Annotated in this window: 20 protein-coding genes; 11 read left to right on the top strand and 9 right to left on the bottom strand. The window is 49.0% G+C overall.

Annotated elements, in window-relative coordinates; genetic code table 11:
* Positions 1-301 (bottom strand): transposase (locus tag BTA51_RS20465; RefSeq protein ID WP_210404884.1); only part of this gene is annotated, 301 nt, incomplete at its 3' end.
* Between the two features lie 117 nt (positions 302-418).
* Here BTA51_RS20465 and BTA51_RS20460 point away from each other — a divergent pair.
* A complete protein-coding gene (locus BTA51_RS20460) occupies positions 419-592 on the top strand; it encodes a suppressor of fused domain protein (protein WP_094710691.1) in 174 nt (57 codons plus the stop codon).
* Positions 593-639: 47 nt separating this feature from the next.
* Complete coding sequence (locus BTA51_RS20455) at positions 640-1,206, top strand: HAD family hydrolase (protein ID WP_094710689.1); 567 nt, start codon at positions 640-642, stop codon at positions 1,204-1,206.
* A 53-nt stretch (positions 1,207-1,259) separates the two neighbouring features.
* On the opposite strand, the gene BTA51_RS20450 is transcribed toward BTA51_RS20455, so the two are convergent.
* Together BTA51_RS20450 and BTA51_RS20445 are read right to left on the bottom strand one after the other, a co-directional pair.
* Positions 1,260-1,898 carry a hypothetical protein gene (locus BTA51_RS20450; RefSeq protein ID WP_094710687.1) on the bottom strand — a complete coding sequence of 213 codons (639 nt, stop codon included), beginning with the start codon at positions 1,896-1,898 and terminating at the stop codon, positions 1,260-1,262.
* A 208-nt stretch (positions 1,899-2,106) separates the two neighbouring features.
* On the bottom strand, positions 2,107-4,386 hold the full coding sequence (locus BTA51_RS20445; protein ID WP_246841110.1) for a M4 family metallopeptidase: 2,280 nt from the start codon (positions 4,384-4,386) through the stop codon (positions 2,107-2,109).
* Between the two features lie 278 nt (positions 4,387-4,664).
* Between BTA51_RS20445 and BTA51_RS20440 the strand changes: the two genes are divergently transcribed.
* From BTA51_RS20440 to BTA51_RS20425, 3 genes are all read left to right on the top strand, one after another.
* Positions 4,665-5,693: an AraC family transcriptional regulator gene (locus BTA51_RS20440; RefSeq protein WP_094710683.1), complete on the top strand. Its 1,029-nt coding sequence runs from the start codon at positions 4,665-4,667 to the stop codon at positions 5,691-5,693.
* Positions 5,694-6,064: 371 nt separating this feature from the next.
* Complete coding sequence (locus tag BTA51_RS20430) at positions 6,065-7,489, top strand: SPOR domain-containing protein (protein WP_094710679.1); 1,425 nt, start codon at positions 6,065-6,067, stop codon at positions 7,487-7,489.
* A gap of 266 nt (positions 7,490-7,755) precedes the next feature.
* The gene (locus tag BTA51_RS20425; RefSeq protein WP_168188237.1) at positions 7,756-8,868 is read left to right on the top strand and encodes a beta-propeller fold lactonase family protein; all 1,113 of its coding nucleotides are present in this window, start codon (positions 7,756-7,758) and stop codon (positions 8,866-8,868) included.
* A gap of 189 nt (positions 8,869-9,057) precedes the next feature.
* On the opposite strand, the gene BTA51_RS20420 is transcribed toward BTA51_RS20425, so the two are convergent.
* A complete protein-coding gene (locus tag BTA51_RS20420) occupies positions 9,058-9,747 on the bottom strand; it encodes a glutathione S-transferase family protein (RefSeq protein ID WP_094710675.1) in 690 nt (229 codons plus the stop codon).
* 78 nt (positions 9,748-9,825) lie between these two features.
* On the opposite strand from BTA51_RS20420, the gene BTA51_RS20415 reads away from it, so the two are divergent.
* Positions 9,826-10,707 carry a LysR family transcriptional regulator gene (locus tag BTA51_RS20415; RefSeq protein ID WP_094710673.1) on the top strand — a complete coding sequence of 294 codons (882 nt, stop codon included), beginning with the start codon at positions 9,826-9,828 and terminating at the stop codon, positions 10,705-10,707.
* A gap of 94 nt (positions 10,708-10,801) precedes the next feature.
* Here the strand turns inward: BTA51_RS20415 and BTA51_RS20410 are convergent, their stop codons facing one another.
* Together BTA51_RS20410 and BTA51_RS20405 are read right to left on the bottom strand one after the other, a co-directional pair.
* The gene (locus BTA51_RS20410) at positions 10,802-12,340 is read right to left on the bottom strand and encodes a sodium:alanine symporter family protein (protein WP_094710671.1); all 1,539 of its coding nucleotides are present in this window, start codon (positions 12,338-12,340) and stop codon (positions 10,802-10,804) included.
* Positions 12,341-12,616: 276 nt separating this feature from the next.
* Entirely contained in the window at positions 12,617-13,405 is a 789-nt protein-coding gene (locus BTA51_RS20405; RefSeq protein WP_094710669.1) for a helix-turn-helix transcriptional regulator, read from the bottom strand.
* 121 nt (positions 13,406-13,526) lie between these two features.
* Between BTA51_RS20405 and BTA51_RS20400 the strand changes: the two genes are divergently transcribed.
* The gene (locus BTA51_RS20400; protein ID WP_094710667.1) at positions 13,527-14,456 is read left to right on the top strand and encodes an SMP-30/gluconolactonase/LRE family protein; all 930 of its coding nucleotides are present in this window, start codon (positions 13,527-13,529) and stop codon (positions 14,454-14,456) included.
* Between the two features lie 253 nt (positions 14,457-14,709).
* Here BTA51_RS20400 and BTA51_RS20395 read toward each other — a convergent pair whose 3' ends face one another.
* Positions 14,710-15,915 (bottom strand): hypothetical protein, encoded by a 1,206-nt coding sequence (locus BTA51_RS20395; RefSeq protein WP_094710665.1) that lies wholly within the window; start codon positions 15,913-15,915, stop codon positions 14,710-14,712.
* Positions 15,916-16,135: 220 nt separating this feature from the next.
* On the opposite strand from BTA51_RS20395, the gene BTA51_RS20390 reads away from it, so the two are divergent.
* On the top strand, positions 16,136-16,675 hold the full coding sequence (locus BTA51_RS20390) for a DUF2058 domain-containing protein (protein WP_094710663.1): 540 nt from the start codon (positions 16,136-16,138) through the stop codon (positions 16,673-16,675).
* A gap of 57 nt (positions 16,676-16,732) precedes the next feature.
* Here the strand turns inward: BTA51_RS20390 and BTA51_RS20385 are convergent, their stop codons facing one another.
* Complete coding sequence (locus BTA51_RS20385) at positions 16,733-17,404, bottom strand: hypothetical protein (protein ID WP_141215643.1); 672 nt, start codon at positions 17,402-17,404, stop codon at positions 16,733-16,735.
* A 168-nt stretch (positions 17,405-17,572) separates the two neighbouring features.
* Between BTA51_RS20385 and BTA51_RS20380 the strand changes: the two genes are divergently transcribed.
* Positions 17,573-18,214, top strand: a complete 642-nt coding sequence (locus BTA51_RS20380; protein WP_094710659.1) for an FMN-binding negative transcriptional regulator — start codon at positions 17,573-17,575, stop codon at positions 18,212-18,214.
* A gap of 66 nt (positions 18,215-18,280) precedes the next feature.
* Here the strand turns inward: BTA51_RS20380 and BTA51_RS20375 are convergent, their stop codons facing one another.
* Positions 18,281-18,991, bottom strand: a complete 711-nt coding sequence (locus BTA51_RS20375; protein ID WP_094710657.1) for a helix-turn-helix transcriptional regulator — start codon at positions 18,989-18,991, stop codon at positions 18,281-18,283.
* 141 nt (positions 18,992-19,132) lie between these two features.
* Between BTA51_RS20375 and BTA51_RS20370 the strand changes: the two genes are divergently transcribed.
* Positions 19,133-19,492 carry an NIPSNAP family protein gene (locus BTA51_RS20370; protein ID WP_094710656.1) on the top strand — a complete coding sequence of 120 codons (360 nt, stop codon included), beginning with the start codon at positions 19,133-19,135 and terminating at the stop codon, positions 19,490-19,492.
* Position 19,493: 1 nt separating this feature from the next.
* On the top strand, positions 19,494-19,844 hold the full coding sequence (locus BTA51_RS20365) for an antibiotic biosynthesis monooxygenase (protein WP_094710654.1): 351 nt from the start codon (positions 19,494-19,496) through the stop codon (positions 19,842-19,844).
* The last annotated feature ends 88 nt before the right edge of the window (positions 19,845-19,932 follow it).

Genomic DNA, 19,932 nt, shown 5'->3' with positions numbered 1-19,932 from the left:
CCAGTTCATCGGTGAGTTGGGTTTGATGTTTTTTGACGAGCTGCGGCTCAAAGGTGCCAGCACGATCCCGAGGCGTTTCCAGCTCAAAAGGCCCGGCAGGGCTTTTCACCGTTTTCTTGCTGGAGCCATTCTTGCGATTGGGTTGATCGTCAGAGCTAAGGTGCTGATCAAGCTCAGCCTTCATGGCCGCTTCGGTCAACTGCTTGATCAGAGGAGTGAGAATACCGTCTTTACCGGTTAAGTCTTTGCCTTCACGCAATGCTTGCAGTGCGGCTTCCATGTCGAAGGAGGGGTTGGTCATAAGTCATCTCTTTTTTGCATAGGATAAAGAAATGACACAGAATTCTGAACACTACCGCAAGGAGGTGTTTTTGAGGGCCATGATTTCAGTGCTCTTTAATGTACGGGAGCCAGGCACATGCCTGAAGCATTCGAAATTATTGAGGCTGATCCCATCCTTGTTTTCGTTTGGCTTATTCCAATATATCCTGAAGAGCAGAAATTTATCAGGGAAATAGGTTGGTCCAGCTTCGAAGAATTGATAAACGACCAACAGCCCGACTTCTTTGATTTAAATCGGGCTAGAGTTTAACTCTTTGTTTAGTAAGTGCTTTTTGTTGAAAAAACTAATAGAGATATATGGATCAGGTAAACAAGAAACTTCTCATTCTGGATCTGGATGAAACCCTGATTCATGCTACTGAGCAACCACTTTCATATCGTTATGACTTTCGAGTTGGACACTACTATGTATACAAACGTCCAGAGGTGGATAGATTTCTAAACTTCTGTGCTGAGTATTTGAAGGTAGCGGTGTGGACAGCTTCCAGTGAGGCGTATGCAGATTCTGTTGTAGGCCAGTTGGTTGGTCAGAAACTTTCCCTTGAGTTTATTTGGGCGAGGGGAAGGTGTGTTACCAAGTTCGATTCTGAAAACTATCAATACCTATTCCTTAAAGATCTGAAGAAGGTTAAGAAGAAAGGATTTTCTCTTGAGAGTGTGATCGTAGTTGATGACTCTCCTGAAAAACTTTCAAGAAACTACGGAAACTTAGTGCGAATCAGCCCATTTGAGGGTGATCAGTCTGATGCTGAACTTATCCACTTAATGCCATATTTGAAGTCTCTTATACCGCATACTGATGTCCGTAAGATAGAGAAGCGTGGTTGGCGCAGGAGGCTGACTCAGCCTCCTTTTAACCACTAGTCCAGTACTCTTGATACTGCTATGCCTAATAAGCATGTGCTCTGGTTGAGCGTCTAGCTATAAACATAAATATTCACTCCAACCGCCGCCCCCACAGTTCCAGGGCCTGCCGAAGTGTATGCCGTGTGTGCTTTAAACCAATGCCGGTTACCGACCAAGCCGGGGTCACACCAGGAGCCGTTGGAAGCTTCTTGGAATAGCCAGTGCAGGGTGCCATCGGTTCGGCCCATCAATCCAATTGAAAACAGATGAGTTGAAAGAGGTCGCCTGATATAGGAATCCATGAAGACGTGCGAGGCGTTGGCGTAATTGGCAATATTGGCCTTCAAAGTGGTCACTTCGTTGGCATAGCCTGCATTGTTGAAGACCGTCTCGATACCTGCGGTAGTTTCGAGTACTAGCTTAATCCCGTTTGAGTTTCTTAGCAGGACGTCGACTATATTGGATGGCATGGTTAATCCTGGAGCACCACCGCCGTCACGCATGGGGAATAAATCCCGCTCCATCCTGGTGTCGCTGTAGTTCCAGTAAGTGGGCTGAGCCTGGTTGGCCAGGTTGTTCCCGTTGGGTAGCGTTAAATTCACTGCCGTCAGGCCATGTTCGTGCAGAACTTTAAGGCCCCAAGCTGAAGTACAACACCCACAAGAGGTACCATCAATTTGTTGTGAGGCAGTAGTATGATTGAAAGGCATATCCCGACTCCTTTATAGATACGGTTAAATTTCATACTGCTGACAAATGACTAAGCGCTAAAGAAGTGAGCGAACCATCATCGAAATATCTTAATGTGTTCGGGATGTATGTAGCTGCTTGAAAGATAAGTAGATTGTGTGGCCGGGCTATCGAGGGAAAGCCCGGACAGCGAGGCTGCCCGGGATAGTTTGGTGAAATCAGAGCGAATTATCGTACGGTGATCTCATCAATTGCGTACCAGCGGCCATACTGGCCGTAACGCATAGTAATCAGGATATATTGAGAGGTTTCCTGCAATGGGATATCCGCAGCGCCGGAGCGGTACTGGCGAACCTGTTCTGCCGGTACCCACTGACCGTTTTCAAGTACCCAGATATCATAGGCGCCGGCATAGTTACCGCCGTCCCAGTTGATGGTCATGCCTGAAATGTTGCGTGAGCTTCCCAAATCCAGCATGACCCATTCCTGCCGATAGCTGTTGTAGATGGTTGAAGAAACCCATGGGGTTGAGAGAGAACCATCATGCAGGTTGGAAGGCTGATATCTCCAGCTGTAGGAGCTGGATGCCTGGGCGCTGGAGACCGACACTGGGCCGCCGGTATCGCCACCGTCATCTCCGCCATCATCGCCACCGTCATCTCCACCATCGTCGCCGCCGTCATCTCCTCCATCATCACATGGGGTCCAGCTTCCCTGGACTTTGACAGCATCAAAGGATTCATGCACGGAAGTCCATTCCTGTGAACACTGGCCGAATAGTGCTTCTGCAGATTGTGCCAGACGATTTCGCGCGGATTCAAAGTTGGTGGAAGCCGTGAACAGGTTGGTGTTGGCGTGATAGTAAATTTTCAGCGCCTCTTCCATGCCAATACCGGTAACCCGGTTGCTGGTTTTACCGCGAGGATGTGTACCGCCTTCAGACAACAGATAGAAGGCAAGGTTCATGATACCGCTGTTCAAGTGAACACCGCCGTTATCCTGGGAGCCGGTATAACGGGAGTCATAGCTGTCCCGGCTTTGACCGTCTGCGACGGGGTCTGTCATATCGCGCATCATTCCGCCGTTGACAGAAGCATCCTCACCCAGGGTCCAGTTGCTGCGCTGCGGCTTCAGCCCGCCGGAAGGAGGATTGTTGGCCGTACCGCCGGAGTCGACGTAGGTTTCTGCGCCGGCACCGAAAATATCAGAAAGCGCTTCGTTAATGGCTCCTGATTCATTTCGATAGGTCAGATTACTCTCGGAGTAGGTTACGCCGTGAGTCAATTCATGTGCGACGATGTCGAGCGCCCCCGCCGGATTTTGCAGCATGCTGCCGCCATCACCATACACCATTTGGTTGCCATTAAAAAAAGCGTTGTCACCAGAACAGCCACCATTCGGAGTAGTGAAGAGCGCGTGCACTGTGCTGACCATTTTCTTCCCTCGGCCGTCGTACGAGTCTCTTCCGAACATGTTGTCGTAGAACCAGTACGTGTAGCCGGAGTTTTCATAGGCAGCTTGCGAGTGGTCGTCAGTGCTTGGGGAAATTTCACGGCCGGGCAGGACATTGCTTCCCCAGTTAGGATCGAAGCACTGGCGGTCAATGGTGTGGACACTACGGGACAGAGAGGTGTAAAGCCTTGGGAGCTTATCAACCACTCTCCCGCTGTTGGCATCAACAAAGACCTCGTCAACTCTGTACCCATCCGTAGTGGTGGAGTATTCCATGACGGAACGCCAGGTCAGCACCGGACCATCGTTTTCTGACACATAAATCTGCAGGCTGGGCTCTTCGCGGAATGTAGGCTCGCCATTGAGGGTATCACGCATTCCATCGATGGCTTTGGTGTAGGCGACCTTGCCGGTCAATCCCGGGGTCACGTTCAATTCGATGCCGGGTTCAAATTCACCGGTTACCAGATTGACGTTGTCTTGCTTGTCGGTCTGGACTACCGTCTCGCGGCCATGTACAGGCACACCATTGTATTCCTGAGTGAACTTGTAATAGATATTGCCTTTCTCGTCGAATTTTGAGGACTTCAGCTCAAGATCGTCATTTTCTCCAATTTGGAGTCTGCTTTTCCCGCCGTTCAGCACAACCTGTTTCGCCATATTGGCATCACTGGCTGTCATTGCGGTATTTCCTGAAGGCTTCAGGTGAAACGGATGGCCAAAGCCGGAACTCAGTTCACCTTCAAACGGCTCTACACCTGATGCGGGAGGAGTGAACTGAGCGTCCTGGGGTTGGTAGTTGGGAGTTGGCTGATTCTCCAGGCTGGCGACAAAATCTTCCACATCATCTGTGGTCGGCGCCTTGGAAGTCGGGGAGGTCTTGGCGGCGGATCCTGCGGCACCTGCGAGTGAAGGCACTGAAGGAACCGAGAAATCCTGCTGCATGGCATTGGCCGCAGAGTCGACTCCAACCTGGTCCGCCGGTGTATCACCGAACTGATGATACAGTGTGTAGCTTCCAGTCATGGCGGCAATGACGGCTACAAGAACTTTCATTTTCACGAGTAGTGTTTCCTTTAGTTTTCTAGTTCTACTTTTCTTGGAGCTGAGCATCCTATCCATTGGATTTCCTGCGAGCATGTCATTGGGCGCTATTTTCCTGTCTTCCGGTGCCATATTGGGGGGGTTATACGGGGGGTTAAGCCTATTTCGTTAGGTTATTTGGTCGAGTTTTCGCCACTTTTATATCTGGTATATTCCAGAGGGTAGTTCGGGGTGAGACCTGCTATTCGGGTTTGTTGAATAATTGAATGAGTTAAAGAGACAGAGCTGATATGACAAGGCAGTTAAGAGAGCCGTTTATTATTTCCAGTTGGGTGAACATGTGCCTGGAGGCGTTTATTGGCCAGGGGTTGGATTGCAGATTGCTTCTAAGATCTGCAAACCTGTGTGAGTCTGACCTCGAGTCCTCTCTGATGCCGGTACCGGTTGAAAAAGTAAATCGATTATTTGATACAGCCGTGATACTGAGTGGATCTCCCTGCCTGGGCATTGAAGCCGGTAAGAACATTCATTTAACGACTTTTCATGCGCTTGGATATACCGTCATCGCCAGCCAGTCGTTGTGGGAAGGATTCTCCCGCATCATCCGTTATCAGGGCGGTATTTCCAATGCGGCCCGTTTCTACCTGCACGACGACAGGGATACGGTTGAGCTTGGAATCATTCGGGATCCGTCTATAAACCTTCATGATGGAATACTGGAAGCGTCGATGTGCACATTAATCAGGGTCTGCCGTTTCTTGTCGCCAACTGAGCCGGCACTGACCAATGTCATGCTGGGGCGTCAAAGATCTGAGGGGTACCAGCATTTCGATCGCTTTTTCCGGCATCCCGTACACTGGGGAGACAATCGATATTGCCTGAGATTTGAACGTTCGTTCTTCCACAGAAAGCTGCCTACGGCTGATGCCGTGTTGGCTAACGAAAACGAACGCTTGTGTGAGACCTATTTCGGCAGATTGTTTAACCGGCAGTTGACTCAACAGGTGCGTATGTTGTTGCGGCAGGCCCTGGTCAGTGATGATATTTCGCTGCAAAGTATCGCCCAGATGTTGCACATCAGCGAGCGGTCACTGCAGAGGCGATTGAGCCATGAGGGCGTTTGTTTTCGTGATCTGGTGGACGAACTTCGTCAGGAAGATGCGGAACGCTATCTCAAATCCACATCCATGAGTATTTCCCAGATTGCCTTTCGCCTTGGTTTTAATGATGCAGGAAACTTCAGCCGGGCATTTAAACGATGGTTTTCCTGTTCGCCTGAATCATACCGGCAGAATGTTCGGGAGAGTTCTGTCTATTAGCCGATCTTTTGGCGTATTAATACTGGAAGCTTCTGCATACACTGTTTCCACTTCCCCGTAACCTGGGTGTTGTTTCCTGGAGTCTGGTCCTCCTGCTCGCTTATCAATTTCGGCCAGCCATGACTTGGCTGGATATCAACGACAAATTAGTCCTCCAAATTGTCATCAATACTTCGTCATATCTTAACAACCTCTCACTAGGCTGAACTTTGTCGTCGTATGGCGTCATATTTGCTGTATGAAATATAGGCATCTGGCCAGATGCTTTATCGTTCGCGCTCTTTTGGCTTTGCATGTCTGGACCTGAAGTCAGGAAGTAAAGCCAGGATTTCATTGAGAAAAGTTTCAATATTCCAAGGTTGGAGCAAGCTATGTCTAAAGAAGCGATCTTATCAGCAGCATCACAGAAATCAGAAAACGGGAACCAACTTGAAACATCCGAGGAACCGGATTCCGCCAGTCTGCACCAGAGTGGCTCACATTCCTCGGATTCGAAAAAGCGCAGCAGCAGTCGCCAGGTCAACGGCTCCCAGTCAGAAAGCCCGGAGGAAGATCCGTCTCCGGTAGTTGTTGCCCGGCAGGATGCGGGAGCTCTTTTAGTCCGTGATATCAATGCCAAGATTGATGAACTGGAAAAACATATATCCCATTTGATGACAGCTCTGAGTCAGTCACAGGGAGCCCTTCAAGCGTCGTTGGATGAGCTGTATTCGCGCTCATTGTCGATGGCTGAGGACATCGAGCAGGCATTTTCCCGGCTGGATCAGTCTTCATCAGACTACAAAAGGCAGACTGCCGCTTTAGATGAGCGTTTGAAGACTTCCACTGAGACGATTCATTCAAAGCTGGAGGCAGCCGGCGTTCAAATTGGCATTCATCAGGATCGGATTGATGAGGTTAGCAGGCACCTGAATCAATCTCATCAGCTGTTGGAATCCAAAATTCGGGATTTGGAACTCTCTGCCTGGGAAAAGATGGGAAACCTGGAGTCCGACGTCTATCTGAAAATTGAGAATCTGGATGGCAAGGCGGATATCCTCGGAGATCAGCTGTTTGAAATGGATGTCAGCAGTAATGCCTTTCGAAGGCAAACACGCATTCGATTTCGGACAGGGGCAATTATTATCGCTGCCGTTATGATCGGGCTGGCTGGAATGGCGGCCTATTTGGCCATCCGCCATACTCCCGAAAATGCAGGACTTCAGTTTCAGCTGGCAGACTTTAAAACGGAGATGGATCAGAACCTGAGTCGTGCACTCAATAAGCAGAGCGATGCTCTTAAGCAGCAATATATGGCCGCTACGAATTCCTTGAGCAATCTGGATAAAGAGGTGGCAGCGCTGACTGATACGATGCAAAGAAATGACGCAGATACCGGCCGTGTTCTTGAAGAGGTTTCCGGCTCCCTTGAGTCAATTGCCGATAGGCTGGCCGCTTTGGAGCTCAGCGTATATGGTCCGAAGGATGTACCGGCGGAATCAGTGTTGGAAATTCAGGATCAGCAATGGTTATCAACCCGGGATGCCGGGCATTACAGTATTCAGGTCGTCGGGGTTTATCGTCAGGCGGCTTTGATTGCTTATGCCAACCGCTTTTCCGACTCACTTACCCAGTATACTTTAGCGTATAACGTCAGCACTTATCGGGGGCGCGATTGGTATAATCTTTTCTATGGTGACTTCGCTTCATATGATGAAGCCCAGAATATACTGGAGTCGTTGCCAGGCGGAATACAAAACAATCAGCCCTGGATTAGACGTATGGGGTCCATACAAAGTTCTGCCAATAGCCAATAGCCAATAGCCAATAGCCAATAGCCATCCGATACCACCCTTTTAAACCCCTTTTGCCCCGCAAAATTGTAGTGATCGCGGGGCTATTTTTGTGGTGCTTTTAAAGTGCCGTGATAGATTTGTTAGAAATTTGTATTGTAATCGTGAGGATCTCTGTTCGATATCCAGGAACACTGGTAGCCATGCGGTGAGAACCGAACCGCTTGTCAGAGTCCATGGCCTGGTGCCATCGGGAACTGGCTAAAACTAACCAGAATAGGGATTCTCAGATGACCATCATCAGACAACTACTCTTTTCTCTGTTGCTTATGCCGGTATGTGCATTTTCAATGACGGCCGGCGCAACATATTTTGGAATCAGCGGGGCTGTATTCACCTCCAGTAATTCTGCCGAAGGAAATCAGATATTCATGTTCGGCCGAAATGCTTTTGGTCGACTGAAGCTTCTGGGGAGCTATCCAACCGGAGGACTGGGGACAGGATCGGGATTGGGGAACCAGGGAGCCGTTGTGCTGTCCCATAATCGACAATGGTTGTTTACGGTGAATGCCGGATCCGATGATATTTCAGTATTCAGCGTATCCCGGCATGGGCTGAAGCTCGTTGATGTGGAACCATCCGGTGGAGACAGGCCAGTAAGTTTGGCGGTGGACGGGGATCTTTTATATGTCCTGAATGCCGGCAGTGATTCTATCAGTGGATTTACGTTGAATGAGAAAGGTGATCTTTCTCCCTTAGCAGATTCAACCCGTTCACTGAGCGGGGTAGGGACCGCACCGGCACAGATTTCGTTTACTCCCTGGGGCGATGCTCTGGTCGTTACCGAGAAAGCGACCAACCTGATTTCAGTGTTCCTGTTGGACGATGAAGGCTTGCCGGGTAATGCCGTGCTGAATGCATCGGAGGGGGTTACACCCTTTGGTTTTGGTTTCGATCGACGGGGACATTTGTTGGTGTCTGAAGCGGCTGGAGGAGCCCCCGAAGCCAGCTCTGTATCATCGTACAGAATTAACCGGCAGGGTAGTCTGGAGGTCATCAGCGGAGCGGTAGCATCCACCCAAACGGCAGCATGCTGGTTACTGGTGTCCAAAAATGGTCGGGTAGCATTTACCACGAATACCGGCTCTTCCACCTTGTCTGCCTACGATATTAGGCGTAATGGAAAAATCAGCCTGAAACAGGAAGATGGCGTTGCAGCCAATACGCTGGCGGGTAGTCGGCCTATCGACATGGCGCAGAGTGGGAATGGCCGGTTTGTGTATGCGTTAAGTGCTGCAGGAGGTTCTATCAGCGCATTTTATGTGAATCATCGGGGACAATTAAAACCTATCACCTCGGTGCAGGGTTTGGTTGAAACCATAAATGGGCTGGCAGCATTCTAGTCCCTGTCATACTCGCACTAAATTTTCTCGTCCTGAGTACAGGCATATAGCGAAAGCCGGTGACCACCGGCTTTCGCTTTTTCAATTGGTACTAAGTTGATCACGAATTGAAAGTAAGTTGGTCAGAAGTTGAAAGTACCTGGGTCAGAAATTGAAAGTATGTAGATTAGAAATTGAAAGCAAGTTGGCCTAGGCGGTCGCAAGTGCTTCTTCCGAAGAAGTTTCCATCATACGGGACAACTCAGAGTTTCTATTGAGTAGAAACTGGTCAAGCCTGTCTGGATAGTCATTCTGCACAGCCTGTTGAACGGAGGAGCGCTTTGCCAGCTGCTGACGCCAGGCTGTAATGTTGGGGACATTTGAAAAGAAATTAAAATCAGCGATGGATTCGAAGGCATCGAAGTATCTGAATACGGGACCGAATACAGCATCCACAATGGAAAAGTCCTGCCCTTCAAAATAGGGGCCTTTCACTTCCTTTTCTAACTGAATAAATTTGTTTCTTATATTGGCTGCCTTGATGGATAAGGTTGCCGAATCAGGTGCGTTATAAAATCCGGCAATTTCATTCAGGATACTGGAACCGAATTCAATCCAGGCACGATGCCGTGCTTTTTCCAGGGCCGATTTGGGGTGTAAGGCGGGGGAATAGACTTCGTCCAGATACTCACAGATCACAGCCGACTCGAATATCGGTGTTGAATCTACTAACAGGACCGGAGTTTTCCCCAGCGGGGATATGTCCAGGAACCAGTCTGGTTTGTTGGACAGGTCTACATTCTTCCGTTCAAACTCAATCCCTTTTTCTGCCAAGAGAATTGCGGCCCTTTGTACATAAGGGCAAAGGTGATGGCTGACTAGTGTAATCTTACTGTTCATTCTGAGCCTCATTTGTGCTTTGTTTTGTGTCACTCTAATATTGCGTATATGCAAAATGAATAGGCAGGCTGGAAATATATGATTGCAAATTCGCAATACAGATTGAGTGCTAGTGATCTGGAAATATTGCTGGCATTGTCGCGCGGGGGCACATTGGCCGCTGCAGGTGAGCGAATGGGAGTAGACGGTTCCACTGTGTTTCGGGCTTTGCAAAGGGTGGAAAAAGGACTGGGTGTGTCGCTGTTCGAACGCACTCGCGCCGGTTACCTTCCGTCTGATGTCATGCTGACTCTTATTGATAAGGCCGAAAGCATCGAGCTCGCTTTGGAGCAGGCCAATTCCATGGTGCAGGAATCACATAGCCAGGTGTCTGGTAATGTGCGGATCACGACCACGGATATTCTTATGCAAGGGCTGGTCATCCCTGTTCTGGCCAAAATAAGTCGGGAGCACCCGCTGCTGACTTTTGAATTTGATACCAGCAACCAATTGGCCAGTCTTACGAAAAGGGAGGCTGATATTGCTGTCAGAGCCACCAGGAAGCCGCCTGAGCATTTAATCGGAAGACACTTGGGGCCGATTCGAATGGCTTTGTATAAGAGTCCCTCTCTTAAGGCGGAATCATTGCAGCAAGTGATGGATGATGGAGTGGCCTGGATTGCTCCGGACGAAGCCTTACCGAACCATCCTTCCGTACAATGGCGCAGAAAGCATTATCCTCGTGTCATGCCCACTTATCTGGTCGACAGTATTCTTTCAGTATTGGAATGTGTAAAACAAGGGTTGGGCGTGGGGGTGATGCCGCTGTTTCTGGCGCAGCAACATGATGGCTTGGTGCAGTTGGGTGACCCCATTGATGAAAGCCAGACTGAACTGTGGTTGTTGAGCCATCCGGAGTCGCGACACCTGTTACGTGTTGCTACGGTATATCGCTATCTGATTGAACATCTCTCTCTTTGACAACAGGGAAGCTCCTGTGCATATAAGAAACAGATACAAATAAAAAAGGGCTGCCGGTTTTGCCGGCAGCCCTTGTCACAAGCTGATGGGATGCTTATGACTGATAAACAGGTTCACCTGTTGCAGTATCCGCAGAGCTCTCAGTTTCAGTATTACGTTGAGCCTTACGTTTTACCCAGTAGTCAGCGTTCTTGATACCCAGTTTTTCAGGATCAAAGGTGTATTGCTTAACGCCGGCTTTTTGCTGGTCTTCGTAGTCTTTCAGGACTTTCATGGCTGGACGGCTGAGCGCGAAGATAATCACGATGCCGACAATGTTCAACCAAGCCATCAAACCTACGCCCACGTCACCCAAGCCCCAGGCCAGGTCAGCAGTTTTGACCGCGCCGTAGAATGTAGACGCCATAATGGCGATCTTCAGCATGAAGGTCAGGCCAGGAATGTGCAGCGTACGCTTGATGTAAGCCACATTGGTCTCGGCGATATAGTAATAAGCCAAGATCGTTGTGAAAGAGAAGAAGAACAGAGCAAATGCCACGAATGGCTGACCAAAGCCAGGCAATACTGATTCAACCGCTGTCTGGGTGAAGAGTGGGCTGTTCGCCGCCACGTCTGCCGCCAGGTTTTGGACCAGGAAGCCGTCTCCGCCGTGAACGTTGTACGCGCCGGTGATCAGGATCATGAACGCCGTTGCGGAACATACGAACAGAGTGTCGATGTATACGGAGAATGCCTGAACCAGACCTTGCTGACATGGGTGGTCAACTTCGGCAGCTGCAGCTGCATGAGGTCCGGTACCCTGGCCGGCTTCGTTGGAATAAACGCCACGCTTAACGCCCCAGCCAATCGCTGCACCAACACCTGCCATAGGAGTAAAGGCATCACCCAGAATCATGCCGAAAACTTCAGGCACTTTCTCCAGGTTCAGAGCCACGATAACGCAGGCAATGATGATATAGCCCAACGCCATGAACGGAACGACAAACTGTGCAAAGTGAGCGATACGCTTAACGCCGCCGAAAATGATGAAGCCAAGGATCATCACTACGACTGCGCCGGTGATGATTTTGGCAAAGCTCAAGTCGCCCATACCAGTGCTGATGATCGCGCCGCTACCAAATGCAGCTTCTACAGCGTTACCAATACTGTTGGACTGTACGCCTGGAAGCAGCAGACCACAGGCAATAACCGTCGCCACGGCGAAAAGCCAGGCATACCATTTCTGGCCAAGGGCTTTTTCAATGTAGTAAGCAGGGCCACCACGATATTCGCCGTCCTGCTCTTCCTTGTAGACCTGAGCCAGAGTGGATTCCGCGTAGGCTGTTGCTGCGCCAAGGAAGGCCACTACCCACATCCAGAACACAGCACCAGGGCCACCAAAACCAATGGCTGCTGCTACACCGGCAATATTACCGGTACCAACACGGCCGGACAGAGAAACCGCCAGTGCCTGAAAGGATGTAATACCTTTGGAAGATTCTTTACCGTTCAATAACAGGCGCCACATTTCGAAGAAATGGCGTACTTGAACGAAGCGAGTCACGATGGAGTAGAAGAGACCTGCGCCCAGACACAGATAGATCAGAGCCGGACTCCAGATAATACCATTGAGAAAATCAACCGCTGATTGCACGGCTATACCTCCTGGATTAAGGGCTGCAGACACAGGGATCGCAGCGGGATGGATTGATATTGTTTTTAGGGGGCCTAATACTACCTGTGAATGAAAACAGAAACTCTCTGAAATATTTGAGTTTCTCAGAAAAATATCCTTTTCTGTTTCATATTTTAGGTGAATATTCTGTATATACGTGATTTTACGTAATAATTCGTGGGCGTGTTTACGGCTGATGATGTGAATACATCACCTTTTTCCATTGCGGCCAAAAGGTGATTTTTCTATCGAGGATCAGGCGCTGATTTCGGGGATATCCAGGACACCGGACGGGGCAAACGGAGCAATGCATAAGGTCCATTTAACGCCTCTGAGAGTATTTTCAGGTAATAAAGCGTCTTCCTGAGCAGAATGCCGTCGGTATTTTCGGGATAATTGCCGTAGATCTTCGCAGAATGCATCCAGGGTGGATTGGCTCATGAATCGAAAGTTGCTCTCGAAGGCATAACCCGGCTCCTGGTTATGGTCCATGACATGCTTGACGAAGATCTGGTTTACTTCCTTCAGTCTCTGTTGAAGAGGGCCTTGCAGAGACCATTTCACCTGGGGACCGACTTTCAGGCGGTAGCGATTATGCTCGGCCAGTTCAAGAAATCCCTGACGATCGAGATCCCTTAGGTAATAGAAAATACAACGATCTGATAACTGGTGACGGGACTGGATCTGGTCCGGGAACTGTCTCTGAATAAGACATAGCAGGAATGCGAAGTGACCAGGGTGGCTGGCCAGGTATTCTTCCTGCTCCGGTGTCAGCTGAGTAGCGGTTTCTTCCTGCTGCTGGGCGACACTCATCAAGTCATAAACACTGATATTCAGAAGACTGCATATCTGGGTCAATCGGCTCAATGAGCAGTCTTGCTCCCGAAACATGCGTTTTACCGTCGCTTCTGAAATACCCAACTCATCTCCCAACTGACGATAGGTCATTCCCCGTGCTTTCAGCGCGCGCCGCAGTGCTCGCATAAGCTCCCAGTTTTCTGCGCGGTGCATCTCAGTAACCTTGAGAGCGGTGTTAGGGGTCATATAGTGAACCTTTTTTGAATGATGTTGTGAATAAAGTTTACTTTATTTAGCTTTGTTAAGGTAAGCGCGCTTCAACCAGTCTTTTTCTAATTTCAAGCATCCATCCACAGGAGAAGGAGCTATGCGTTTGCATAAAAAATTCGTCATCAGTGTTTTAGGAGCTGCCATCAGTTGGGCCGGTTATGCCCAGGCCGATGCTGCTAAACCAATATCCAAACCGGAAAATCTGGTGGCTACCATTGAAGGATTTGCCCAACCTGAGTCCGTTGAGGCAGATGTTAGCCGGAACTATCTGTATGTCAGCAATATTGCCGGCCACCCACTGGAAGAAGACGGCATCGGCTATATCAGCCGGGTAAGACCCGATGGCTCGGGGCTTGAAGTTAAATGGGTGGAGGGCCTTCATGCACCGAAAGGACTGGCGCTGGATGGTAAGCGACTTTATGTGGCAGATCTCAAAGAGTTGGTCGTCATTGATGTTGAAAAAGGGAAGGTCATTGCACGATACCCCGTGGCCGATGCCAAAATGTTGAATGGAATTGCTATCAGTCCTGAAGGGCAGGTTTATGTGTCAGATTTCTTTGGCAATACCCTGTATCAATTGACAGATGGAGAGCTGACCCCCTGGATTCAGAGCAGCCAACTTGATACTCCTAACGGATTGAGCATCTCTGGTGATCAACTCACGGTCGTTACCTGGGGATCGGATATCCAGGAAGACTTTTCCACCAAGAGCCCGGGTCATATTCTTCAGGTCTCTTTGAAGAATGGAAAGCTTGGTACTTTGACTAACACTCCTCGCGGTAATTGGGATGGTGTTGTCGATGTGGGTGGCCAATGGCTGGTCAGCAACTGGCTCAGTGGAGAAGTGGTTTCCGTTGGCGTAAACGGTGAAACTGATAAAGTACTCCAGTTGAACCCTGGTAGTGCAGATCTGGGATGGAATTCTGAGTCAGGAATTTTATGGGTTCCGGAAATGCAATTGGGACGAGTGACAGGATACAGAATCGATCCCCTGGCGTTGGATGGCACTAGAGTCGGAAAAAATTAAGCGACGCCATTACCATTAAATCAAGTCATTGCTAGTGATTATCAACCTATAGTTAGTAATCACCAACTCATAGCCAATAATCACGAAGCCATTGCAAACAATATCGTGGCAACCCCAAGTATTGGCAGTGATGACTCGTGACATGCGGCACATATAAATAGTGCTATCTATAGTGCTAAAAAAATAGTCGCCTCGGCCTTGAGAGAACGGGTTAGCGCTCTCTCAAGGTTCTATTTTTCCTTTCAATCCTCTCTTAGTAACCATCTTCACCGGCAGCAGGCAGTTCACCCCTGGAGATCAGATAGTCGGTGTACCCCTGTTCCATGGTGTCGAGGCTTGCGCTGAAGTAATCATGCAGCTTGTTGATATATCGGCTGGCCACATGATCAGATTCCAGCTGCTTCAGATAGTCATAGGCTTCATACACGGTGATGAGGTTTGATCCCGAGTTCAATTGGTGGAGCAACGTATCTGCATCGCTGACCTGTTGGGTTTTGGTCGCTTCATCGGCAGCCCGGTCAATTTCGATGGCGTGAAGAATCAAGCGAACAGCGAGAGGCACGCCATAACTGGGTAGTCTCTGTAAGGCCTTGTCATTGGCATCCAGGGCTCTTTGCAGATATATCGGAGAACCGCTTTCTTCATAGAGAAACATGTCTGCAATTGCGATATTGGCCCAGGTCGTCGGGTTGAACTCAAAGTTCTCTTCATATTCCACCCGATACTGGTCCAGTTTTTCATATTCACCCAGCTGAAAAGTCCATCTGAATAGTTCATCCAGATACTCGTTGGCGAGAGTGCTGTCCTGGAGCTTGGTAACACGGGCCAATAGCGGGGTCAGCCTGGATAGAGCCTGCCTGCGGGCAGGCTTAAAATCCATATATCCTTTTGCCAGACCATCTCTGATAGAGGCTAATTCTGCCCGGTAAATGGAAGATTGAGCCAACTCCACGTCAGCAAACAGATTGGTCATCTTGCTTTCAAGATCTTCCTGTTTGCGTTCCACCAGGACGGCTTTGCTATTGATCTGGTCTTCTATTCTGGCTAGTTCCTGCCTCAGGTAAACCTTGGACTCAGCCTGGTTGAGTTCACTTTGCCGGGTTTGATTGGCTATTTCCAAATTAATCGTGGCAAGCTCTGAATCCATGCGGTTATCCAGTTCTGTATTCAGGTTTGAAGCCAGTTTCTGGGTTTCCAACTCCAGTATTTTCCCGATCTGGGTAATGCCCAGAAAAGAAAATACCAGCAGGCCGCCGCCAAGCCAGTTACGTATAGTGGCAAGCTTGGAGTTCATATGTTCGGTCACATCATGGGTGATGTTACGAACCGTGATGCTTTCAAATTCCTGTTTGGGAATTCGATAGTAGGAGGAATCCACATCTTCGCGCAGCTGGCGAAGTTCTTCGGTCAGGCGAGCTATCTCCTTGGCCGGATCTGGAGGAGGGGTACTGTCGGTCATCACGCTTCTCCTTCCTTTTGTGAAAGGGTGAGACAGGTCAACAGCAGGCCTATCACTCGTAGTCCACTTTCTGGGAATCACTACAGATCCCCGGCCTACACTAAAAATAAAGCTTAAAGCTGACAAAATATCAAGGTTTCCCGGAAGCCATGGCAATGATGACGCAGAATTGGTATTTTGAGCGGCAATTAACATTGGTAACTCAAGTCAGGAGATCACAGTGGCTTCTCTTCAGGATCAATTGCTGAAAGCAGGATTGGTAGATAAGAAAAAGGCTAAGCAGGTCAAGCAGGAAAAGCGTAAGCAATCTAAGCAGCAGCCCAAAGGGCAGGCTGTTGTGAATGAGACCGCAGAACGTGCACGTCAGGCGCTAAAGGAAAAATCTGAGAAAGATCGCCAGATGAATCTGGAACGCCAAAAAGAGGCTGAACAAAAAGCCTTGAAAGCCCAGGTCAAACAAATCATCACACAGCATCGGATCAAGCGGGAAGAAGGGGACGTTCCATACCAGTTTGTCGACGACAACAAGATCAAGAAGATCTATGTCACTCAGGCGGTATACGACCAGTTAGTGCGCGGTCAGGTGGGGATTGCCGCTCTGAATGAAAGCTATGAACTGATTCCCAGGGTCATTGCCGATAAAATCATCCAGAGAGACCCTGAGGCCATGGTGAAAATGCCCGAAAAAGCCACCGATGAACAGGCTGCTGAAGATGATCCATATGCGGATTATCCGATTCCGGATGATTTGATGTGGTAAGGTTGGGGCAGCTTCTTATTAGGGATGCAGTAAGCGGACTTTGTAGTCCGTTTACTGCTAGAAGTCTACTGAGCACCAATCAGATACTTCTTTTTTGAGCGTTTTATTTTTTACAACGTCACCATTAGTTATATCTATTTGGCGTAAAACCATCTCTGAGCCATGTCGATCTGGGACTAAAAGATATCCCTCACATACAATCGGCTTCTGAGTCTGCCAGTTTGCAGATACTTTCCAGCGATTAAATAGTGAATAACAGCTCCCTTGTCCGGTGGATGCTTTTGGGAGGGGAGATGGGGTGCAAGCGATGATATCTTTGTCTGACCAAACGACAATTGAGTCTGGCTTGAATTTCAGATCCGAAGAATTCCACTCTGCGCCTTGAAGGCTTAGCGCCTCTCCTTCTGAAAGTACAACATACACTTGGTCGTCGAATACAAATATCTGCGACACCATATCATCCATCGGCCATTCTTGCTGTTGACTCAAATCTCTCGACACATAGGCAATATAGGGATAGTTGATTCCCTGATCATCTATTTTAAAGCCGCCGAGAAAGAGTCCACTTGGTGTTTCCTGAGCGGTGTAGGCGTTTTGTAATGAAGTTTTGATTACTCTTTCTTCGCTCGAGACTGTGCCATCGTAATTCCATTTAAGCCGATCACTGCCACAGGCAACCAGAGAGATGGATAGTAAAAGGGGCAGCAGGAGAGTCTTAAGGTTTTTCATGATATTCGTGCACAAAAAAACATATACTATGATTGTTAACTCACTGATTTCCAATTAGGTAATTCGGTCTAATCCAGCTTCTCTCATGCGGAAAAAATATATTGGACGCCCGGCTTATGGGAAGCAGATTAATGATAGCGATCAGCAAATCTGGTAAAAGGAAACTACATGTACATCCCCAAACATTTCGAAGAGCAAAGAATAGAAGTCCTTCATGAGTTAATTCGTTCGCATTCATTAGCCACCATCATTACCCAATCTGGTGAGGAACTGAATGCCAACCATATACCTCTTCATCTGGTGGATTCGCGCGGACAGTTTGGGGTATTGCAGGGGCATGTTGCCCGGGCCAACCCGATTTTAAAAGATCTGGAAAGTGGCATGCCTTCATTGGTGATATTTCAGGGACCGGAAGCATACATTTCTCCTTCCTGGTATGCGACCAAAAAGGAGACCGGGAAAGTCGTGCCGACCTGGAACTATGCCGTGGTACATGCTCATGGCATTTTTCGAATAATTGATGATGCGGCCTGGGTACGTTCCCAGTTGGAAGCTTTTACCTCCCATAATGAAGCCGAATTTGATGAACCCTGGGCAGTTTCAGATGCGCCGGTTGAATATACCGATAAGCTTTTATCCGCCATTGTGGGTATTGAATTGGAAATCACCAGCCTGACCGGCAAGTGGAAGGTGAGCCAGAATCAGCCGGCACAGAATAAAACCAGTGTCATTAGCGGATTAAGTCGTACCGGTCAGCAACGTGATGCTGAAATGGCTTCGCTCGTATGTGATTTTGGTAAATCCAAGTGATTTGGTAACAGCGAGCAACTTTGGCAATTTTGAGCGACTCTGGTAATTTTTTGAGACTTTCATCATTTATAGTTGTGCTCTTTCCCAACACTCCTGTCCGAGCCACTGACGTAATTCGGTGGCTCCTTTTGTCGTAATCGTCAGCGCTCGCTCTCCCTGTTTCCTTCTCAGGTATCCGTGCTCAATCAAGTGATCACAGATCTGCCGTCCCAAGTGCCCCGCCACATGATACCGTCGTTCGCTCCAGTCCAGGCAGGGACGACAAAGGGCTTTGGTTTTATTGGGTGAAGGAAGGTCCAATTGTAACTTGATAGGCGCGAGGGCCTGGTTTAACTGTTCGGTTATCTGGCCGCTTCCCGAGTCCAGAATAATCGCTTCCCGTGAAATCAGATGTTCGGCGATCGCTACCCCAAGGCGTCCGGCAATATGGTCATAACACATCCTGGCTCGGCGCATAGTCTGGTCTTTGGGGCCGGTGGCAATCGGCGCTACTGCAGTTCTCTGTATAGACGCTACCTGCATGATACCTTCCAGCATAATAGCTACTTTTTCTGAAGCCAGACGGTGGTACCGGTGGCGGCCCTGTTTTTCCACACTAAGTAGGCCGGCATCAACCAATTGCGACAGGTGACGGCTGGCTGTTTGGGGGGTAATGCCTCCAGCTTCTGCCAATTCGTGGGCAGTAAAGGCTCTGCCATCCATCAACGCCAGCAGCATTGCCGTACGGGCGGGTTCTCCAACCAAAGCGGCTATACGGGCTATTTCGTTGGTGTTCATAGATGCTGTGAGTATCCGTTCAGTAGGAAAGACCAGAACAGTATACATCGGGTAAAAGTTGCATACTTCGTTCGCGAGCGAAGCATCAGGTTATGTCGACAGTACAGAATGTCGTCACATTCCAAACAGGAGAAAATCCCGATGTCGATAGTCTGTATGATCCGTTACCAGATTGATCCCTTTCAAAGAGAAGCTTTTAGAGCGTATGCAGAAAATTGGGGCCGCATCATTCCCCGGTGTGGGGGTGATCTGCTTGGTTATTTTCTCCCCTCAGAAGGGACCAACGATATTGCCTGGGGGCTAATTCGTTTTGATTCACTGGCCGATTATGAAAGGTATCGCAAACGCCTCAGAGCTGATGAGGCCGGCAGTGGAAACTTTGCCATGGCCCAGCAGCAGCGTTTTATCCTGCGAGAGGAACGCACTTTTGTTGAAATTGTGGAAGGTACCCTGAATCAGAGTGCAATCATGGGCCAAAGATCTGATTGGGAGGGAATGTGACATGTTAGCCGTCATCTTCGAACTGGAGCCCCATGAGGGTATGACAGGACGTTATCTGGATGAGGCAGGGGAACTACGCCCTCTACTTCAGGAAATTGAAGGCTTTGTCTCTATCGAGCGATTTGAGAGTTTGAGTCAGCCAGGTAGGGTGCTCTCTCTTTCATTCTGGCGCGATGAGGAGGCGATCCAGCAGTGGCGTAACCTGGAGGCTCATCGGCAGGCCCAGAAAAAAGGCCGGAAAGAGTTATTTTCTCATTATCGCCTGCGAGTGGCTGAGGTCGTCCGCGACTATGGCATGTATGCTCGTGCAGAAGCGCCGGAAGACTCCAAACAGGCTCATACCGAAGATTAAATGGGATAGGTCTGCCTCCAAAAAATTAAGGGGATCAAAACTTCCCGATGAGTGTGTATAGTGAACTCCCCGATAGTTTAAAGGAGTT

This window comes from Hahella sp. CCB-MM4, from assembly GCF_002260525.1.
Classification (GTDB): domain Bacteria; phylum Pseudomonadota; class Gammaproteobacteria; order Pseudomonadales; family Oleiphilaceae; genus Hahella.
Note: the sequence above shows the minus strand (reverse complement) of the source record. Positions and strands in the feature narration are given on the sequence as shown.

Coding starts and splice junctions, on each gene's coding strand:
- BTA51_RS20460 (WP_094710691.1), top strand. CDS start 419: ATGCCTGAAGCATTCGAAATTATTGAGGCTGATCCCATCCTTGTTTTC.
- BTA51_RS20455 (WP_094710689.1), top strand. CDS start 640: ATGGATCAGGTAAACAAGAAACTTCTCATTCTGGATCTGGATGAAACC.
- BTA51_RS20450 (WP_094710687.1), bottom strand. CDS start 1,898: ATGCCTTTCAATCATACTACTGCCTCACAACAAATTGATGGTACCTCT.
- BTA51_RS20445 (WP_246841110.1), bottom strand. CDS start 4,386: ATGAAAGTTCTTGTAGCCGTCATTGCCGCCATGACTGGAAGCTACACA.
- BTA51_RS20440 (WP_094710683.1), top strand. CDS start 4,665: ATGACAAGGCAGTTAAGAGAGCCGTTTATTATTTCCAGTTGGGTGAAC.
- BTA51_RS20430 (WP_094710679.1), top strand. CDS start 6,065: ATGTCTAAAGAAGCGATCTTATCAGCAGCATCACAGAAATCAGAAAAC.
- BTA51_RS20425 (WP_168188237.1), top strand. CDS start 7,756: ATGACCATCATCAGACAACTACTCTTTTCTCTGTTGCTTATGCCGGTA.
- BTA51_RS20420 (WP_094710675.1), bottom strand. CDS start 9,747: ATGAACAGTAAGATTACACTAGTCAGCCATCACCTTTGCCCTTATGTA.
- BTA51_RS20415 (WP_094710673.1), top strand. CDS start 9,826: ATGATTGCAAATTCGCAATACAGATTGAGTGCTAGTGATCTGGAAATA.
- BTA51_RS20405 (WP_094710669.1), bottom strand. CDS start 13,405: ATGACCCCTAACACCGCTCTCAAGGTTACTGAGATGCACCGCGCAGAA.
- BTA51_RS20400 (WP_094710667.1), top strand. CDS start 13,527: ATGCGTTTGCATAAAAAATTCGTCATCAGTGTTTTAGGAGCTGCCATC.
- BTA51_RS20395 (WP_094710665.1), bottom strand. CDS start 15,915: ATGACCGACAGTACCCCTCCTCCAGATCCGGCCAAGGAGATAGCTCGC.
- BTA51_RS20385 (WP_141215643.1), bottom strand. CDS start 17,404: ATGAAAAACCTTAAGACTCTCCTGCTGCCCCTTTTACTATCCATCTCT.
- BTA51_RS20380 (WP_094710659.1), top strand. CDS start 17,573: ATGTACATCCCCAAACATTTCGAAGAGCAAAGAATAGAAGTCCTTCAT.
- BTA51_RS20375 (WP_094710657.1), bottom strand. CDS start 18,991: ATGAACACCAACGAAATAGCCCGTATAGCCGCTTTGGTTGGAGAACCC.
- BTA51_RS20370 (WP_094710656.1), top strand. CDS start 19,133: ATGTCGATAGTCTGTATGATCCGTTACCAGATTGATCCCTTTCAAAGA.
- BTA51_RS20365 (WP_094710654.1), top strand. CDS start 19,494: ATGTTAGCCGTCATCTTCGAACTGGAGCCCCATGAGGGTATGACAGGA.